This window comes from Ruegeria sp. CH2, assembly GCF_056537065.1.
This window is the reverse complement of the sequence record NZ_JBQFQV010000016.1, coordinates 36,872-52,421: the sequence shown is the minus strand read 5'-3', so window position 1 is coordinate 52,421 and position 15,550 is coordinate 36,872. Positions and strand designations below refer to the sequence as shown.

The 15,550-nt window shown below is 61.4% G+C and carries 17 protein-coding genes; 7 read left to right on the top strand and 10 right to left on the bottom strand.

The window, feature by feature from the left end:
- Positions 1 to 205: 205 nt before the first annotated feature.
- On the top strand, positions 206 to 1,918 hold the full coding sequence (locus tag ACR0M9_RS17970) for an adenylate/guanylate cyclase domain-containing protein (RefSeq protein WP_480774270.1): 1,713 nt from the start codon (positions 206 to 208) through the stop codon (positions 1,916 to 1,918).
- A gap of 161 nt (positions 1,919 to 2,079) precedes the next feature.
- Positions 2,080 to 2,979 carry a hypothetical protein gene (locus ACR0M9_RS17965; protein WP_480560525.1) on the top strand — a complete coding sequence of 300 codons (900 nt, stop codon included), beginning with the start codon at positions 2,080 to 2,082 and terminating at the stop codon, positions 2,977 to 2,979.
- Between the two features lie 88 nt (positions 2,980 to 3,067).
- Here ACR0M9_RS17965 and rpsO read toward each other — a convergent pair whose 3' ends face one another.
- From rpsO to rbfA, 6 genes are all read right to left on the bottom strand, one after another.
- The gene (gene rpsO / locus ACR0M9_RS17960) at positions 3,068 to 3,337 is read right to left on the bottom strand and encodes a 30S ribosomal protein S15 (RefSeq protein WP_170329634.1); all 270 of its coding nucleotides are present in this window, start codon (positions 3,335 to 3,337) and stop codon (positions 3,068 to 3,070) included.
- A 144-nt stretch (positions 3,338 to 3,481) separates the two neighbouring features.
- The gene (locus ACR0M9_RS17955; protein ID WP_480774269.1) at positions 3,482 to 4,516 is read right to left on the bottom strand and encodes a calcium-binding protein; all 1,035 of its coding nucleotides are present in this window, start codon (positions 4,514 to 4,516) and stop codon (positions 3,482 to 3,484) included.
- Positions 4,517 to 4,610: 94 nt separating this feature from the next.
- Positions 4,611 to 5,114, bottom strand: a complete 504-nt coding sequence (locus ACR0M9_RS17950) for a DUF1643 domain-containing protein (RefSeq protein WP_209598417.1) — start codon at positions 5,112 to 5,114, stop codon at positions 4,611 to 4,613.
- 21 nt (positions 5,115 to 5,135) lie between these two features.
- Positions 5,136 to 6,041: a tRNA pseudouridine(55) synthase TruB gene (gene truB, locus ACR0M9_RS17945; RefSeq protein ID WP_480774280.1), complete on the bottom strand. Its 906-nt coding sequence runs from the start codon at positions 6,039 to 6,041 to the stop codon at positions 5,136 to 5,138.
- A 54-nt stretch (positions 6,042 to 6,095) separates the two neighbouring features.
- Complete coding sequence (locus tag ACR0M9_RS17940) at positions 6,096 to 6,839, bottom strand: phosphodiester glycosidase family protein (RefSeq protein WP_480482831.1); 744 nt, start codon at positions 6,837 to 6,839, stop codon at positions 6,096 to 6,098.
- On the bottom strand, positions 6,836 to 7,231 hold the full coding sequence (gene rbfA / locus ACR0M9_RS17935) for a 30S ribosome-binding factor RbfA (protein ID WP_209505090.1): 396 nt from the start codon (positions 7,229 to 7,231) through the stop codon (positions 6,836 to 6,838). Before rbfA ends, ACR0M9_RS17940 begins: the two co-directional genes overlap by 4 nt.
- A gap of 92 nt (positions 7,232 to 7,323) precedes the next feature.
- On the opposite strand from rbfA, the gene dapB reads away from it, so the two are divergent.
- Positions 7,324 to 8,133 (top strand): 4-hydroxy-tetrahydrodipicolinate reductase, encoded by an 810-nt coding sequence (gene dapB / locus ACR0M9_RS17930; RefSeq protein ID WP_480482833.1) that lies wholly within the window; start codon positions 7,324 to 7,326, stop codon positions 8,131 to 8,133.
- Between the two features lie 39 nt (positions 8,134 to 8,172).
- Positions 8,173 to 8,856 carry a DUF2306 domain-containing protein gene (locus ACR0M9_RS17925; protein WP_480482835.1) on the top strand — a complete coding sequence of 228 codons (684 nt, stop codon included), beginning with the start codon at positions 8,173 to 8,175 and terminating at the stop codon, positions 8,854 to 8,856.
- On the opposite strand, the gene ACR0M9_RS17920 is transcribed toward ACR0M9_RS17925, so the two are convergent.
- The 3 genes from ACR0M9_RS17920 to tmpA are packed head-to-tail and all read right to left on the bottom strand — an operon-like array spanning position 8,843 to position 11,231.
- Complete coding sequence (locus ACR0M9_RS17920; RefSeq protein WP_267363508.1) at positions 8,843 to 9,511, bottom strand: ureidoglycolate lyase; 669 nt, start codon at positions 9,509 to 9,511, stop codon at positions 8,843 to 8,845. The two genes, ACR0M9_RS17925 and ACR0M9_RS17920, sit on opposite strands and share 14 nt — an antisense overlap.
- Complete coding sequence (gene tmpB, locus ACR0M9_RS17915; RefSeq protein ID WP_480560513.1) at positions 9,508 to 10,098, bottom strand: (R)-1-hydroxy-2-trimethylaminoethylphosphonate oxygenase; 591 nt, start codon at positions 10,096 to 10,098, stop codon at positions 9,508 to 9,510. The genes ACR0M9_RS17920 and tmpB overlap by 4 nt, the downstream gene beginning before the upstream one ends.
- Positions 10,095 to 11,231, bottom strand: a complete 1,137-nt coding sequence (tmpA, locus tag ACR0M9_RS17910; protein WP_480774268.1) for a 2-trimethylaminoethylphosphonate dioxygenase — start codon at positions 11,229 to 11,231, stop codon at positions 10,095 to 10,097. Before tmpA ends, tmpB begins: the two co-directional genes overlap by 4 nt.
- 99 nt (positions 11,232 to 11,330) lie before the next feature.
- Between tmpA and ACR0M9_RS17905 the strand changes: the two genes are divergently transcribed.
- Complete coding sequence (locus ACR0M9_RS17905; RefSeq protein WP_480482843.1) at positions 11,331 to 12,185, top strand: LysR family transcriptional regulator; 855 nt, start codon at positions 11,331 to 11,333, stop codon at positions 12,183 to 12,185.
- 4 nt (positions 12,186 to 12,189) lie between these two features.
- On the opposite strand, the gene ACR0M9_RS17900 is transcribed toward ACR0M9_RS17905, so the two are convergent.
- A complete protein-coding gene (locus ACR0M9_RS17900; RefSeq protein ID WP_480474237.1) occupies positions 12,190 to 12,372 on the bottom strand; it encodes a DUF1674 domain-containing protein in 183 nt (60 codons plus the stop codon).
- An 88-nt stretch (positions 12,373 to 12,460) separates the two neighbouring features.
- On the opposite strand from ACR0M9_RS17900, the gene ACR0M9_RS17895 reads away from it, so the two are divergent.
- Positions 12,461 to 13,720: an RsmB/NOP family class I SAM-dependent RNA methyltransferase gene (locus ACR0M9_RS17895; protein ID WP_480547397.1), complete on the top strand. Its 1,260-nt coding sequence runs from the start codon at positions 12,461 to 12,463 to the stop codon at positions 13,718 to 13,720.
- Between the two features lie 89 nt (positions 13,721 to 13,809).
- Positions 13,810 to 15,549 (top strand): heparinase II/III family protein, encoded by a 1,740-nt coding sequence (locus ACR0M9_RS17890; RefSeq protein ID WP_480774267.1) that lies wholly within the window; start codon positions 13,810 to 13,812, stop codon positions 15,547 to 15,549.
- Position 15,550 lies beyond the last annotated feature (1 nt).

The following is a 15,550-nucleotide window of genomic DNA, read 5'->3' as shown; positions in this document are numbered from 1 at the left end:
CCGCGCGCATACATGAGAATGCGTTGGAAGGAAAGCGAAACCGAAAAAGCTGGCCGGATCATGCTGAGGCAGGCTCTGACCTCTCGCAGCGCGTCGCAAGGCACAGGGGCCGCATGATGGCGCGCTGCGTGCCATTGCCCCCGTCCGGGAAATGGCCTGACAGAACCGGATCACTGCGCTAACCTCACTTTCATCGGGGGTGCGAATGAAAAGACGGCTTACGACAGTGCTGGCGGCTGACGTTGTCGGGTACTCGGCGCTTATGGATCAGGACCGGCAGGGTACACTTGCAGCGCTGAAATCGTTCCGTGACGACACGCTCACCGCCCTGCTGGAATCCCACAACGGCACATTGATCAAAAGCATGGGGGATGGCTGGATCGCCGAATTCCAGTCAACGTCAGACGCGTCGGATTTTGCGATTGCCCTGCAATCCTGCGACAAGCCCGAAGGGCTGCGGCTGCGCATCGGTATTCACACGGGTGAGGTCATCACGGAAGGCGAGGACATCTTCGGTGATGGCATCAATGTCGCTGCCCGGCTCGAGGCTCTGGCCAAACCCGACCAGATCCTGATCTCGGACACGGCGCATCACAGCCTTGACCGGGGTGATGCGGGTCTGTTCGGCGGCGGCGGGCAGGCCGAGCTAAAGAACATCACGCGCCGCGTTGGTGTCTGGTGCTGGCCAAAGGGCTCAACCGCCAATCTTGCAACACCCGCCGACACCCGCCCGGGGATCGCCGTCCTGCCCTTCGACAACATGTCCGGCGACCCCGAGCAAGAGTTCTTTGCCGACGGTATAACCGAAGACATCATCACGGAACTGTCGCGCTTTCGCTGGCTGATGGTCGTGGCCCGCAACTCGTCCTTCATCTTCAAGGGAAAAACGACGGATATCCGCCAGGTCGGCCTGACGCTCGGGGTTCGGTATGTGCTGGAAGGGTCCGTCCGCCGCGCGGGACAGCGTGTCCGGATCACCGGGCAGTTGATCGATGCGGAAAATGGCAGCCACCTGTGGGCCGATCGCTTTGACGGGGTGCTGGACGATATCTTCGACCTTCAGGACAAGGTCACGCAAGAGGTCGTCACGGCGATCGAGCCTTCGCTGCGCCACGCTGAAACGAACCGGTCCCGCGCCAAGCCGACCGAAAACCTCGAAGCATATGAACTCTATCTTCAGGCGCAGTCGCATTTTCATCTGCTGACAGATGACGCCAATCGCGAAGCCATCCGGCTGACGACGCTGGCGCTGGACCGCGACCCGGATTACGCCGCTGCCGCAGGGCTGCTGGCCTGGCTGCACATTCAGCGGCTTGTTCAGGGGCTCGATCCCATCGGCGAAGGGCCCAGGGCCGCCATCAGCGCGGCAGAACGCGTTCTCATGAGCGACCGCGCCGACGGCATTGCCATGGCTTATGCGGCGCATTCAATCTCGATGCTGGCCCGCGACTTGCCGCGCGCGCGGGCGGCGTTCAAACAGGCTCTGGCCGAAAACCCTAATGCTGCAAGTGTTCACATGCTCGCCTCCATCAACCTGTGCATGTTGAACCGGTCGGACGAGGCATTGGAACACGCAACACATGCCATTGAACTCAGCCCGAAAGACCCGATGCGCCATGCGGCGCATATCGCCCGGGCAAGTGCGCTTTTTCAACTGCGCCGGTATGACGAGGCCGCCGCCGCAGCGCGTGACGCTCTGGCCGTTCGGTCAGGATTTGTCATGAGCCACCTGATGCTTATTGCCGCCTTGGGCCAGATGTCGGATGCCGCAGCGGCGCAGGCGGCGATAAGCGACCTGCAAGCATTGCGCCCCGATATCACCGCTTCCTCGGATCAGACCAGTTTGCCAATCTTTACCGTTCCGGCCTGTGCGGAAAGCTGGCGCGAAGGGTGGAAAAAGGCCGGTCTTCCCGAATAACGGCTGATCTACAGACACGCGTTCTGCTGCGGCCACGAAACGCCGCGCCCCCCGGTTGGCGGCGACCGGTTGTTCAAGTGTGATGTTCACCACAGAGAGATTTCAAAACTCGTCTATTGTGCAGGCTTATTGTGTCAAAGTTAATGAAAGTAGGTTTACCCATGAAGCTCCATTCCGCCTCTGGCATTTCATTCAACCCTGATGTGTTCGACGAGTCATTTATCGAGATGCTTGACAACCTCCCCGAGGACGCGGTCGAGGACATCGACCTTGATGCAGGCCCCAAGATGCCACTGATGACAGCCCCGGCCACCGAACCAAGCGCGGCGGACGTGGCCGCGATCATGGAAAGCGCATGGGAAGAGCTTTATGCCTCAGACGAAGGGGCCGATATCCGGGCGCTTCCGGCCGACCAACAGGCGCAGATCAAGGCGCGGTTCCTGTCCCCCGACCCGATACCCGAGGCCGAAGCCGCCACGGTTCCCGTCGATGCCGCGCCGTTTTCAGTGCAGGAAACCGCGGACAGCCTGATCCTGATGCAAGGGGACACGCCGCTTTTGGGGGCACCGCTGGGCACCAGCAGGAAAAAGCGCAAGAAAGCCGCGCTGAACACGTTTATCGGGGCCGCCGCCAAGGCGTTTGCCGATATCATCACGATGGCCATGGCCGCGCTGGGGGTTTATCAGGCGCTCGGAACCAAGACGGTCACGCGCGCAGGGGCCGGGATTGCTGTCAAATGCAGCGGTCCGATCAGCCGCCACGCCGGTGCAATCGCCAAGGCCGGAACGGCGGGCAGCGATCTGGCCATGATGAAGGCCATGCTGGGCGTCGCCAAGGCGTCTGTCGGGTTCACCAAACTTGCGGGCATCGTTCTGACCGACATGAGCGGCCTGGAAAAAGCCGCCGCGATTGCCACCTGCGTCGGCGGCATGACTCTGGCCGTCGCCTCGGCAAGCGGGTCGTTCTGGGTGTCGATGCTGGCGATGGTAACCGCAGTTGCGATGTTCGTGATCGACACCGCCTTGGCGGTCGATACCTACAAAAAGTGGCAGGCGATCTGACCCGAAATCAAAGACGCCCGCCATTTGGGCGGGCGTACAAATCTTACAGACCGGGGTTCAGAACCGGTACAAAACGTAACAAATACGTTTAGCGGCGGATGCCCAGCTTTTTGATCAGGTCCTGGTAACGCGCCTCTTCCTTGCCCTTCAGGTAGTCCAGCAGCTTACGGCGCTGAGCAACCATTTTCAGCAGACCACGACGACCGTGGTTGTCTTTCTTGTGGGTCTTGAAGTGCTCGGTCAGGGTGTTGATGCGCGAGGTCAGGATAGCAACCTGTACTTCAGGCGAACCGGTGTCGCCTTCTTTGGTTGCGAATTCTTGCATGACGCGTGCTTTTTCAGCGGCAGTGATCGACATCGGGGTCTCCTTTAAAAGGTTAGAGTTGATGGCGCAGGCCGGGATGTCGTCCAGCACAGGCCCATGGAGAAAACCGCACCGATTCCGATGCGGATGGGCGCGTATAAGCGCAATTGACCCAAATGGCAAAGGGTTTCTGCGGGCTCAGGCCATCTGCCCGTATTGCGCCAACTGGGCTTCGGTGATCAGCTGAATGTCGGCCGCTGTCATCCCTTCGGCACCATATACCTGCGCAACTTCTTGGCCATCTATGAAAACCCTTGTCAGGTTGGCGTTTTCGGCGTCGACCTCAACCTCGATTGCCGGGTCGGTCTCATCCTCCCACGTCACCAGCAGCTTGTCTTCGCCGGGTTGAAACCCCATCACGGTCACCTGATCGTCGCCTGGGTTCAACACGATATCATCGGCCCCGTCTCCGCCCGTTACCACGTCTTTGCCGCCTGCCAGAATGGTATCGTCACCCGCACCGCCGTTCAGGAAATCCCTTTCGGCGGCCCCCTCTTCGATCCCGAAAACAAAGTCGTCTCCATCCCCGCCAAAGACGGTATCCTCACCTTCGCCCCCGTTCAGAACATCGTCCCCGAACCCGCCCTGCAACGCATCATCCCCTGCGCCACCGTCCAGCCTGTCGTCGCCCTGACCGCCAAACAGTTCGTCCTCACCCGCACCGCCATCCAGTGTGTCGTCACCAAAGTGACCGTAAAGGGCGTCCTCCCCGTCATCTCCGAACAAGAGGTCGTCATCCGCCTCACCGTGCAGGATGTCATTTCCCTGCCCGCCCGATATCTCATCCGCGCCGTCGCCCCCGTGCAGAACGTCGTTGCCCTTGGCACCGCTTATCGTGTCGTCCCCGCCATAGCCGTTGATCTGATCGACACCGTCCTGCCCGGTAATCACGTCCGAACCATCGTCACCGGCAATCACGAGATCGCCTTCAAACTCCGAGATCACAGTCCCGGTGGAGGGTGCCTCGTCACTGTCCGGCGAAGGTTCGGTGTCGGTGCTTTCCGGATCTTCGACACCCTCGCCGATGACCAGAAACTCACCAGTATCAACCTCGGCTGATGGTTCACCTTCGGGGTTTTCATCCGGCGTGTCGTCCTCTTCGATCAGAAAATCGCTCATCGCGTAAGCAGCGCCGCCGATGGCGGCCAGTCCAAGCAATCCGGCCAGAAACATGGAACCCCTCCGAAAGCATGATGCTCCGAGGGTGGAATATCCCATATCGCCCGTCACAGGGTCAAAGGTAAACCTTTGAAATGGTTAACCCTTGTCACCAGAGCTCAGGCTGCTGCGTATAGGCGATATAAAGCGGATGTTTGGGGTGGCCGTCCTTGGTCAGGCCCAGATGGAACAGCGATTGGCCGGTGCCGCGCAACAGGGTTTCCACCGCAGGGCCACGCTCCAGATGCGCGCCATGCGTGCCCCAGGCCGCGATGACCTGATCGGCCCATTGCACGCCGTCCAGAATGGCCGCGTCATTCTCGGGCCCGACCGGATCGGCGGCAGCCCGCATCTTGCGCGGGTCGGTATCGCGCCACGCAAAGATGTTCGTGACCTGAAACGCCCCGAACCCCAACGCGCGTGCGCGCCGTTCACAGCGTTCAACCGTCGGATCGTTCTGCACCTCGGTCGCGGTTGACGGGTTCAGCATCACAAATAATGCCTTGCGCCCTTCAGGGTCCCAGATGCGGGTCAGGCTATAGCGGTATTTCTCGCAATCGGAGTATATGGCGGTCGAGGGCGCGTCGCCCTTGGTGTGGGAACGGGTGATCATGCCCTTCGCATAACACGGCTCTCAGTCGACGAACACCCGGCTGGGGTGCAATTCACCGGATTTATAGATGCCAACGGCCACGGCCTTGCCGTCGAATGATGCCCAGGCCTCGTCGCCGTATTCAATGTCTGAGGCCAGCACCATGCCCGGATTGCCATTGCGCAGACGGGTTGCCCCCTCGGCGGTGCATTTCAGCTCGGGCAGGTCGGACAGGCCGGTTTCCAGTGGGTGCAGATATTCGTCCAGCGCGGTTGTTTTCGCCATCTCGTCGATCTGCTCGATGCTTAACCCGTCCTCGGCCTCGAAGGGGCCGGACCAGATGCGGCGCAGTTCCTTGACGTGGCCGTGGCACCCCAGCGCCTCGCCCAGATCGCGGGCAATCGAGCGGACATAGCCGCCTTTGCCGCAGGTCATTTCCAGCACCACGTGATCTTCGTCGGGGCGGTCGACAAGGATCAGTTCCTCGACCCAGAGGGGGCGGGCGGTCAGTTCCACATCCTCCCCGTCGCGGGCCAGTTTATAGGCGCGTTGGCCGTCGATCTTCACCGCCGAGAATTTGGGCGGCACCTGCATGATATCGCCCAGAAACGGGGTCAGCGCCTGTTTGATGTCATCATCCGAGGGGCGCGCATCGCTTTGCGCGATCACTTCGCCCTCGGCATCGTCCGTGTTGGTGGCCTGCCCCAGTCGCACGGTAAAAGTATAGGCTTTCAAGGCGTCGGTGATATAGGGAACGGTCTTGGTTGCCTCGCCCAAGGCAATTGCCAGAACGCCGGTCGCCTCAGGATCCAGCGTGCCCGCATGGCCCGCCTTTTTGGCATCCATCGCCCAACGCACCTTGTTGACCACGGCGGTCGAGGTCATGCCCGCGGGCTTGTCCACCACCAGCCAGCCGGAAATGTCGCGACCCTTGCGTTTGCGTCCCATCATGCACCTTGAATCTTGCTAAGGCGCGCGAGTTAACGGATCACTCTGCCGCTGTCAATTTGCGGGCGTTTCTTCGACGACGCCGACAATCGGCCCCAGCGAGAATCCCAGATCCGAGCGGTTGCTGGCCCGCTCATACATTCGCGAGATGTTGCCGTCGAAAAACAGCGCGTTTGGCGTGCCAAGCACATCGCGGAACAAACGTCCGAACTCGTGGAAGGTGACATAATCTTCCGAGATCGCAAACACCGCCCGTGTACCATCGGAACTGGTGCCGACCCCATTTCGAACATAAAGCGAGGTCGAATCAGGCAGGAAGCGCGGGTGCAGTTCTCCGTCGATCACCAGCATGGGACCGGATTGGGTGGCAAAGCGGCAGGTGGGCGCCTGATCCACGTATTCAAGCGTTTCAAACACATCTGCCCGGCCTTCGCGGATGCAGAACACGCCATTGGGCAGCAAACCGAAGTTGCCGGGGCCGGGGTTGGTGATCACACGCATCTGCTCCTGGCCGTCCTCGACATAATGGCCAACGGGTGAACGGTCGTCGTGGTACATGCCCGCGTTCATCGCAAAGGTCAGCCGTTCGCCTTCCGGGGCCAGCACTTCGTTGACCGCCGAAAAATGCCCCAATACCTGACCGTCTTCACCGTTCAGAAACAGCCGCAGATCTTCATTGGCGGCATCGACGTTGCAAACCGTATAACGTTTGTCCTCATGGGTCAGCTTTTCACAAGTGACCGCGCCTGCCTGCGCGGCCCAAAGAAGCGTCGCCAATGTGACAAACGTGCGGATCACTCGTCCAGATCGCGGCGCACCGCGTCCTGTTCGAACATGCGGCGGGTGTCGTCCAGACGGTCGAACGTGTCATCCAGCCGAAAGCGCAGATCGGGCGCGAATTTCAGGCCGACTTTCTTGCCGACCATGCGCCGCAGCTCACCCTTGTTGCGGGCCAGAAGTTCGATCACGTCCTCCTGCCCTCTGCCGCCAAGGGGCAGCACATAGGCGGTGGCGATCTTCAGATCGGGCGAGGTACGCACCTCACCCACGGTGATCGACATGCGATTCAGGTCGGGGTCGTGGACATCTCCGCGCGCCAGAACTTCGGACAGGGTGCGGCGGATCAGTTCGCCGACACGCAGCTGCCGTTGGGACGGGCCGGGGCCATCATGGAATTTGTTCTTTGCCATAATCCCCGATCTAAGCGCAAAGCGGGGCTTTGCCAAGCGGGCGCGAACCGGGTAGGAGGCTTTGAGCCGACTTAACGAAAAGGACCAGCGCAATGACCCATATTCCGGGGATCGTCATCACAGGGGCTTCGGGCCGTATGGGGCAGATGCTGATCAAGACCGTGTCGGACAGCGATCAGGCGCGTCTGGTCGGCGTGGTCGAACGCAAGGGCCATGACTGGATCGGTCAGGATGTGGGCACGGTCATGGGCGGGCAGGCGCTGGGCGTTACCGTCACCGACGACCCGCTGGAGGCCTTTGCGCAGGCGCAGGCAGTGATCGACTTCACCGCGCCCGAGGCGACACTGGACTTCGCCGCGCTGGCCGCGCAGGCGCGCTGTGTGCATGTGATCGGCACCACCGGCATGTCCGACGAACAGATCGCAGCACTGGAACCCGCGTCGCGCCATGCGGTGATCGTACGAGCCGGAAACATGAGCCTTGGCGTCAACCTTCTGGTGCAATTGACCAAAAAGGTCGCAGCTGCGCTGGATGAGGATTTCGATATCGAGATCATCGAAGGTCACCACCATCACAAGGTAGATGCACCTTCGGGCACCGCCTTGATGCTGGGAGAGGCCGCAGCCGAAGGGCGTGGCGTTGAGTTGTCGGACGTGTCCGACCGGGGTCGGGACGGCATCACCGGTGCGCGCAAGCGTGGAGATATCGGTTTTCACGCTATTCGCGGCGGCGACATCGTGGGGGAACATGATGTCCTGTTCGCCGCCCCTGGAGAACGCATCGTCCTGCGCCATCTGGCCACCGACCGCGCCATCTTTGCCCGCGGCGCGTTGAAAGCGGCGCTGTGGGGGCAGGGCAAATCCCCCGGTCAATATGACATGGTGGATGTGCTTGGGCTGTAAGCCATAGACGGGCCGCTCGACGGCGTTACACTCGGGCGTATGGGGAACCTGACATCACGTGTGATGACCGGATTGGTGCTGGTCCTGTTCTATCTGACCCTGCTGCCCTTCGTCGCGCAGGGGTTTGACATGATCGGCGTCGGGCTGTCTGAGAGCGCGGCACAGAAAAGCTACTTGTTTGCCTATGACCAGAGTGTCGCTAATGCGGCGATGATGTTGCATATCCTTGCCGGAACGGTGTTGGTGGCTCTTGTGCCGCTGCAGCTGCTGAAAGGGCTTCGGCTGAAATACAATCGGTTTCACCGCGGCTTGGGTGTGGCTCTGATTGCGTCGGCTTTGATCACCGGACTGGCAGGAATGACCTATATCCCCCTGCGGGGAACGATCGGTGGACCGATGATGTCTGCAGCGTTTTTCTTGTATGGGCTCTGCCTGTTCACTGCAGCTCTGATGGTGGCGCGCATGGCTATATTCGCGGATCGTGCTGGCCATTGGGCATGGGGTCTGCGTCTGTTCTGGCTGGCGCTGGGGTCGTGGCTCTACCGTGTGCATTATACGGTTTGGTATCTGTTGACCGGCGGGTTGGGGTCAGAGCCTGATTTCTCGGGCCCTTTCGATCAGGTTCAGAACTTCGCGTTCTTCGTACCATACCTGCTGGCTACGCAGATTTGGATCGCGCGTTGCCGATCTGCTCATCGGGGGGCTCTGATCACAAATCCCTGATCTTGTCGGCGCGCAGCGGGCAGGCGAGGTAGACGCCAAATTCCTGACCGATATCAGCGCTGACGCGGGCGTGCACCGCACCCTGCCGATCGAGGAACCGCTGGTTGTCTTCAACCGGGAATATCCCCTCGTGCCAGATACCGGGATGGATATACAGCCCGCGCGAACCGTCGCACCAGAACGCCACCACCTTTTCTGGTGTCAGGTTGTCGCCGGGCAACGCGGCAGGAATGATGAAGGGCTTGTTGTCGAGCGGCCAGAACATCTGCCCGCCATCCGGGTGGTAGTTCATGTGCCACAGCAGCACCTGATCGCGGGGCGCTGTTTGGCGGCTTGTCTGTGCCTGCTGCGGATCGGTGGACCAGCCGAGGACATAGTGGCCATTGACCGCTTCGTTCTCGCCATAAAGCACGTCGCCCTTCCACTCACCGCGAAAGGTGCCTTCGACCCAGCCGCCTTCGTCGCCGGTGCCTTCATCGATCGGCCGCCACCCCTGTTGTGGCCAGCGGGTGATCTCGATCTCGAACCCTTCGGGATCATCGACCAGACACCCATAGCCTTTGACCGAGGCGTCCGTCGCGCGGATCAGGGGAACCTCGTGCCAGGGCAGCGAGGGTTTGGTGCTGGCTTCAAAGATGTATTCCGGGGCGTTCATGCGGCCTCCATGTGCTTGTCGACCATACGCTGCACCATCGGCGCAAAATGTGCAAAGTCCGGGGTTTCCATATCCGCGCGTTTGCCGGCCTCATCCAGATAGCGGACCTGAATGATCTCTTTCAGGTTCGGGTTGGCTTCGAACGCGGCAACTTCTTCGGCGCTCATCGGACCACCTTGCAGTTCCAACGTGTGAACCGACGCCGCGGACAGGCGATTGAAATACTCGGGTTTGGTGGCACAAAGATACCGCTTGGCTGCCACGTGATAGCGGCAGCAATCGGTGATGACCGAGGGGAAGAACTGCTCCAGCACCTCGGCGCCCGCGTCCTCATGATGACGGTCTTCGGTGTCGTCGGGGTGGTAGGTGCCGAACTCGGATGTGAAATGGCCGATGTCGTGCAGCAAGGCGCCCACGATAATTTCCTCGGGCAACCCGTTCTGCTCGGCAATGGTTGCACCTTGCAGCATGTGCTGGGCCATGGTGACAGGCTCGCCCAGATATTCTTCACCGCCGCGGCGCGCAAAGATGTCGCCGATGAAGGCGACGATATTGTCCCGGTTCAGGGTCGAGAAATCAGGTTTCATTCCGCCGCCTCCGGTTGCGCCATCTCCATCGCCGCCAGTGTGGACAGCAACCCGTCCTTGTCGGCGTAACATCCCTGCAACCAGCGCGATCCGGCCCCGGAATAGCCAAGCCGCGCGTGCAGGACGCGGGTGTTGTCGACGATAAAGCTTTCCCCCGGTTCCAGTTTGAACGACACGCCCATCGCCGGATCGTCGATGATATCTCCCAGTTGGCGATAGGCGGCGTAATAAGCCTCCATCTTGTCAAACGGCACATCCACAAAGGGGGCGGAAGAGCGGTTGTTGAAGCGGATGCCGATCAACTCGCCATCCGGCGACAACTCGATCATCGGGCGGCGCGACCGCAGGCAGACCCCGTCCGAGCCCTTGTACTCGAACCGCGCCGGATATCCAGCCAGCAGGGCAAAGCCTTCGGGGTTTGCGTCACGCAGTTTTTCGATGGCGCGGAAGCCGTCAACAACGATGGACTCTCCACCTTCAGCCGAGTTTTCCAGACAATAGAGGATTTGCAAGGTCGGCACCGGGTCGCGATAGGGGTTGTCGGTATGCGCCTGAAGGCCAAGCCCGGTATAGGCAAGGTTGGTCGGGTTCACCTCGGTCCGCACCTCGAAATAGGGGCCATAATTGGTTTCGCGGACATAGCCGAACAGGTCAGCGACCTTCAGCAATGATTCAGGCTCGGTCGGGCCGCCGGTCAGCTTGGCAAAGCCGAACTCGGCCACAGCGGCCAGCCAATTGCGCTTGGCCGCCGGGCTGGCATGGACCTCGTTCCAATCGCCGCTGGGCGCGGCGATGCCACTTTCCCAGGTCGTGATGCCGGGGGCGATGCGACCCAGCGCAATGTCATGATCGCGGTCGTAGCTGTTTTCGGCCAACCAGTCCGCCGGGAAGGTGACGGTTTTGCCCTCAGGCTGGAACGTGACTTGCAGGTCGCCCGCGACCACCTCGGCTGAACTGACCGAGATGTCGGCAGGAATATCGCCGATGGTGATCAGGCGCTGACCGTTGCCCGGCGCTCGGGTATCAGCGTCCAGCGCGTTGTCGCGCAGCCAGATGGCGTGGAAACGGGCCTTGGCCCCGGTGTCAAACGCGACTGTAACAATCGAGGTGTCGTGGGTGGCGGTGCGCAGCATTGGGGGTCTCCTGTTCGGCGCGAGCTTTGGTTGAGCAGATACGCCGTTCGTGGCATTACGACAATTAATCCTTATTTCGGCTGAGGCTTGGAAAAACTAATGGCTAAGAATAAGACCGGATTACCGCCGCTGGATTGGTTGCGCGTGTTCGAAGCCGCTGGGCGGCTTGGCGGGTTCTCGGCGGCTGCGAAAGAGTTCGGGTTGACGCAGGCCGCCGTCAGCCAAAGGATCGGCAATCTTGAGGCGTGGCTGGGCCGGTCCCTGTTTGTGCGCGAGGCGCGCGGCGTGTCGCTGACGGTCGAAGGCGAAAGCTATCTGCCGCTGGTGCAGGACAGCCTGCTGGCGTTGGAACGCAACACTGAGGATCTGTTTGGAAAATCGCCACGCGAACTCAGGGTCGCCGGGTTGTCATCAAACATTCACGCCCTTGTTTTGCCGGCCCTGCCTGTGTTCCGAAATCTGCGCCCCGAGGTTCGGGTGATGACCGACTCGGTTGCGCGCCGGTCGTCGCTGGATGAGGAACGCACCTGGCTGCAAATCCGCTATGGTCGCGGCGTGTGGGCCGGGCGCGACGCGGCATTGATCGCGCATGAGGTGCTGGTGCCGATGGCCGCGCCGGGCGTTGAATGGGGTGCCCCCCTGATCGATCTGCGCGGCGAGCGTCCGGGCTGGCGCGAGTGGAACCGGAAATACGGGCACGGGGACGTCGCGCCATCACATGTCAGTTTCGATTCGATGGAACATGCTGTTTCGGCGGCAAGGCGCGGAATGGGGATTGTGCTGGGCTCGGTTCCGCTGGCGTCCGGTGATCTAAAGGATGGCCGGTTGCGCAGGTTAGAGCTGCCAGAGCTGCAGACCAAGGACGGGTATTGGCTGACATGGCCCGAAGATCGGGCGCAGTCCAGAAAACAGCGCGCCCTGATCGATGATTTTCTGAAGGCGCTGCGCGGCTGAGGGCCTAGAAATCGATGGCGATGCCTTTCTTTTCCCAATCACCGTAACGGGCGGGGTCCAGCCCATCGCGCCCGCCCAGTTCCTTGGGCATTTCCCTGGCCTCGGCCCGGGCTTTTTGGCGGCGTTCTTCCGCTTCGGCCAGTGCGCGTTGGGCGGCGGGGGGCAGGTCTTTGCGGTCGTCACTCATGACATCGGGTTCCTTTCCGTGCATAGCCTTGATATACGCCCGCGTCCGCCAATGGCAATGCGGGCACAGGTCACATGAAGGCGGTATCATGACAAACAGCGCGACAGCAGCACGGCGCAGCGCAATCTATCTGTTGGATCAGGTTCTGGGCGAAGGCCGCCTGTTGTCTGAATGCCTGGCCGCGGGCGCTTTGGATCGGTTGGGGCCAGAGGATCGCGCGCGCGCGCAGCGGTTGGCGTCGGAAACCCTGCGCGGGCTGGAGCGCGCCGACCGTCTGCTGGACAACCACCTGAACCGAACACCCGCCCTGACCGTACACAACGCGCTGCGGCTGGGCGCGGTCGAACTGTGCAACGGGGAAGCTGCGCATGGGGTGGTGAACTCCATGGTTGAAATCATCAGCCGCTCGCGCAAGCACGGGCGTCTGAAAGGCTTGGTGAATGCCGTTTTGCGCAAGGTCGCGTCCGAGGGTCCCGAAGCATGGCCGAAAATGCGTGTCCCGCGTCTGCCGGAGTGGTTGCGAGACCCGCTGATCGCGGCGTGGGGTGCCGAAGCGGTGGCCGGAATGGAACAGGCGCATTTCGCGGGCGCACCACTGGACCTTACACTGAAGCCGGGGGCGGAAAGCCCTTCGGGCGAAAAGCTGCCTACCGGGTCTGTGCGTATTCTGGATGCGGGTCAGGTCTCGGCCTTGCCGGGATACAAGGCTGGGGATTGGTGGGTGCAGGACGCGGCAGCCGCGCTGCCGGTACGTGTTCTGGCACCGAAGGCGGGTGAAAAGGTGTTGGACCTTTGCGCGGCACCGGGCGGTAAAACCATGCAACTGGCTGCGGCGGGCTCGGATGTGACGGCGCTGGATGTATCCGCGGCGCGCACGGAACGCGTGCGCGAAAACCTAGAACGAACCGGATTGACGGCAGAAGTCATCGTGGGTGACGCGCTGGACCATCAGGGTCGGTACGACGCGATTTTGCTGGACGCGCCCTGCTCGGCCACGGGTACGATCCGCAGGCATCCTGACTTGCCCTTTGCCAAGGATGGCTCGGAATTTGGCGGATTGATCGAATTGCAGACGCAGATGCTGGCCCACGCATGGACGCTGCTGAAACCTGGCGGGCGGCTGGTCTATTGCACCTGTTCGCTTTTGCCGGATGAGGGCGAGGTTCAGATCGAAGACGCGCTGGGCATGTATCCGGACATGCGTGTTGATCGCGAGGCACTGAAGCTCTCCGGCATCGAAGACAGCTGGATCACCGAGGAAGGCGGCCTGCGTCTACGGCCCAACTACTGGCCCGATCGCGGGGGTATGGACGGGTTCTATATCGCCTGCCTGAACAAATCCGCCTGAGTGCACGCTTTTCGATGACTTGACGATCGGCGCGGTCTATCGTTGGGTCTCAAGCGCCAGCAGAGCGCAAGGGGCAGAGTAACACGCGCATGTCAAATTCGGACACCATGGCCAGTCGGTGGATGCGGTTGCAGAACCGTTTCTACGCGCGTCTCAGCCAACGGCAAAAGGCCGCCACGGGGTTTGTTGCGCAGCCTCAGCCGCGCACCGTTGGTTCGTTTGCGCGCGGGCGGCAGCTGGTTGCGGGGAATCTCTTGTTCGCCGGCTATTTGGTCGAGGCAGACGATACAGCGTTGTGGGATGTCATTGCCCCCAGCGCTGGCTTTGACGAGGAACGCCATGGTTTTGCATGGCTGGATGATCTGGCCGCTGTCGGTGATATGCGCGCACGAGAAAAAGCGCAGCGCTGGGTCTGGGGCTGGATCGAGGCGCATGGCCGCGGGCAGGGCCCCGGCTGGGTACCTGACCTGACCGGGCGGCGGGTGATGCGCTGGATCAACCATGCGCTTTTTCTGCTGCGCGGGGCAGATGAAAAGCAAAGCAAACTGTTCTTTCGATCTTTGGCGCAGCAAACATGGTTCCTGTCCAAACGCTGGCAGGCCGCGACGCCCGGGTTGCCGCGTTTCGAGGCGCTGGCCGGTCTTGTGCAAGCCGGATTGGCGCTGGAGGGGTTGGAGCAGATGGCCGATCCGGCCCTGCGGGCTTTGGCTGGCGAGTGTGACCGGCAGGTGGACGCACAGGGCGGTATTCCAACACGCAACCCGGAAGAGCTGCTTGAAGTGTTCATGCTGCTCAGCTGGACGTCGGCGGCGCTCAGCGACCTTGGACGCGGCACACCCGTTGCGCAGGCCAATGCGATCAAGCGGATCGCACCGACCTTGCGCAGTCTGCGCCATGCGGATGGCGTGCTGGCGCGGTTTCACGGTGGCGGGCGCGGGGTCGAAGGGCGGCTGGAACAGGCGCTTGCGCAAAGTGGCGTCAAGCACAAGGCGGCGACCGAATTGCCAATGGGCTATGCCTGCCTGTCCGCAGCGCGCACCACAGTGATCGTGGATGCCAGCGCGCCGCCGTCCGGAGCGGCTTCATTCAACGCGCACGCATCCACGCTGGCGTTCGAGCTGACCTCGGGGCGGCGCCCTTTGATCGTGAATTGTGGATCGGGGGCCAGTTTTGGGCTGGATTGGCGCCGTGCCGGGCGTGCGACGCCTTCTCACTCAACCCTGTGTCTGGACGGGTTCTCGAGCGCGCGATTGGCCAACCCGTTGCCGGGCCGCGAAAGTCAGGCGCTGGTCGACGCGCCGCGGGACGTTCCGGTCGATTTTGAAGATGCGTTCGAAGGCATCCGTTTCATGGCCGGGCATGATGGGTATGTCAAAGTCTTCGGGCTGACCCACGCGCGCACATTCGAATTGCGCTTTGACGGGCGTGAGCTGACGGTCGAGGATATTCTGCTGACCGCAACCGACAAGGCCAAGCGTCAGTTCGACAGGGCGATGGACGCCTCGGGCCTCAAGGGCGTTGGCTATGACATCCGTTTTCATCTGCATCCTGACGTTGATGCTGCGCTGGATCTGGGCGGGGCGGCAGTGTCGATGGCGCTTAAAAGCGGCGAGATCTGGGTTTTCCGCCATGATGGTGTGGGAAAATTATCTGTCGAACCAAGTGTTTACCTTGAAAAAGGACGTTTAAAGCCACGCGCGACAAAACAGATCGTTCTATCTGGCCGCGCAATGGAGTATGCGACGCGCATCCGGTGGACGCTGAGCAAGGCGCAGGATACAGCCTATGCCGTGCGCGATACGCACCGGGACGAGCCCAAGTTTGACTGAC

Bases quoted from the DNA above. Each gene is read 5' to 3' on its own strand.
- ACR0M9_RS17970 (WP_480774270.1), top strand. From the start codon at position 206: ATGAAAAGACGGCTTACGACAGTGCTGGCGGCTGACGTTGTCGGGTAC.
- ACR0M9_RS17965 (WP_480560525.1), top strand. From the start codon at position 2,080: ATGAAGCTCCATTCCGCCTCTGGCATTTCATTCAACCCTGATGTGTTC.
- rpsO (WP_170329634.1), bottom strand. From the start codon at position 3,337: ATGTCGATCACTGCCGCTGAAAAAGCACGCGTCATGCAAGAATTCGCA.
- ACR0M9_RS17955 (WP_480774269.1), bottom strand. From the start codon at position 4,516: ATGTTTCTGGCCGGATTGCTTGGACTGGCCGCCATCGGCGGCGCTGCT.
- ACR0M9_RS17950 (WP_209598417.1), bottom strand. From the start codon at position 5,114: ATGATCACCCGTTCCCACACCAAGGGCGACGCGCCCTCGACCGCCATA.
- truB (WP_480774280.1), bottom strand. From the start codon at position 6,041: ATGGGACGCAAACGCAAGGGTCGCGACATTTCCGGCTGGCTGGTGGTG.
- rbfA (WP_209505090.1), bottom strand. From the start codon at position 7,231: ATGGCAAAGAACAAATTCCATGATGGCCCCGGCCCGTCCCAACGGCAG.
- dapB (WP_480482833.1), top strand. From the start codon at position 7,324: ATGACCCATATTCCGGGGATCGTCATCACAGGGGCTTCGGGCCGTATG.
- ACR0M9_RS17925 (WP_480482835.1), top strand. From the start codon at position 8,173: ATGGGGAACCTGACATCACGTGTGATGACCGGATTGGTGCTGGTCCTG.
- ACR0M9_RS17920 (WP_267363508.1), bottom strand. From the start codon at position 9,511: ATGAACGCCCCGGAATACATCTTTGAAGCCAGCACCAAACCCTCGCTG.
- tmpB (WP_480560513.1), bottom strand. From the start codon at position 10,098: ATGAAACCTGATTTCTCGACCCTGAACCGGGACAATATCGTCGCCTTC.
- tmpA (WP_480774268.1), bottom strand. From the start codon at position 11,231: ATGCTGCGCACCGCCACCCACGACACCTCGATTGTTACAGTCGCGTTT.
- ACR0M9_RS17905 (WP_480482843.1), top strand. From the start codon at position 11,331: ATGGCTAAGAATAAGACCGGATTACCGCCGCTGGATTGGTTGCGCGTG.
- ACR0M9_RS17900 (WP_480474237.1), bottom strand. From the start codon at position 12,372: ATGAGTGACGACCGCAAAGACCTGCCCCCCGCCGCCCAACGCGCACTG.
- ACR0M9_RS17895 (WP_480547397.1), top strand. From the start codon at position 12,461: ATGACAAACAGCGCGACAGCAGCACGGCGCAGCGCAATCTATCTGTTG.
- ACR0M9_RS17890 (WP_480774267.1), top strand. From the start codon at position 13,810: ATGTCAAATTCGGACACCATGGCCAGTCGGTGGATGCGGTTGCAGAAC.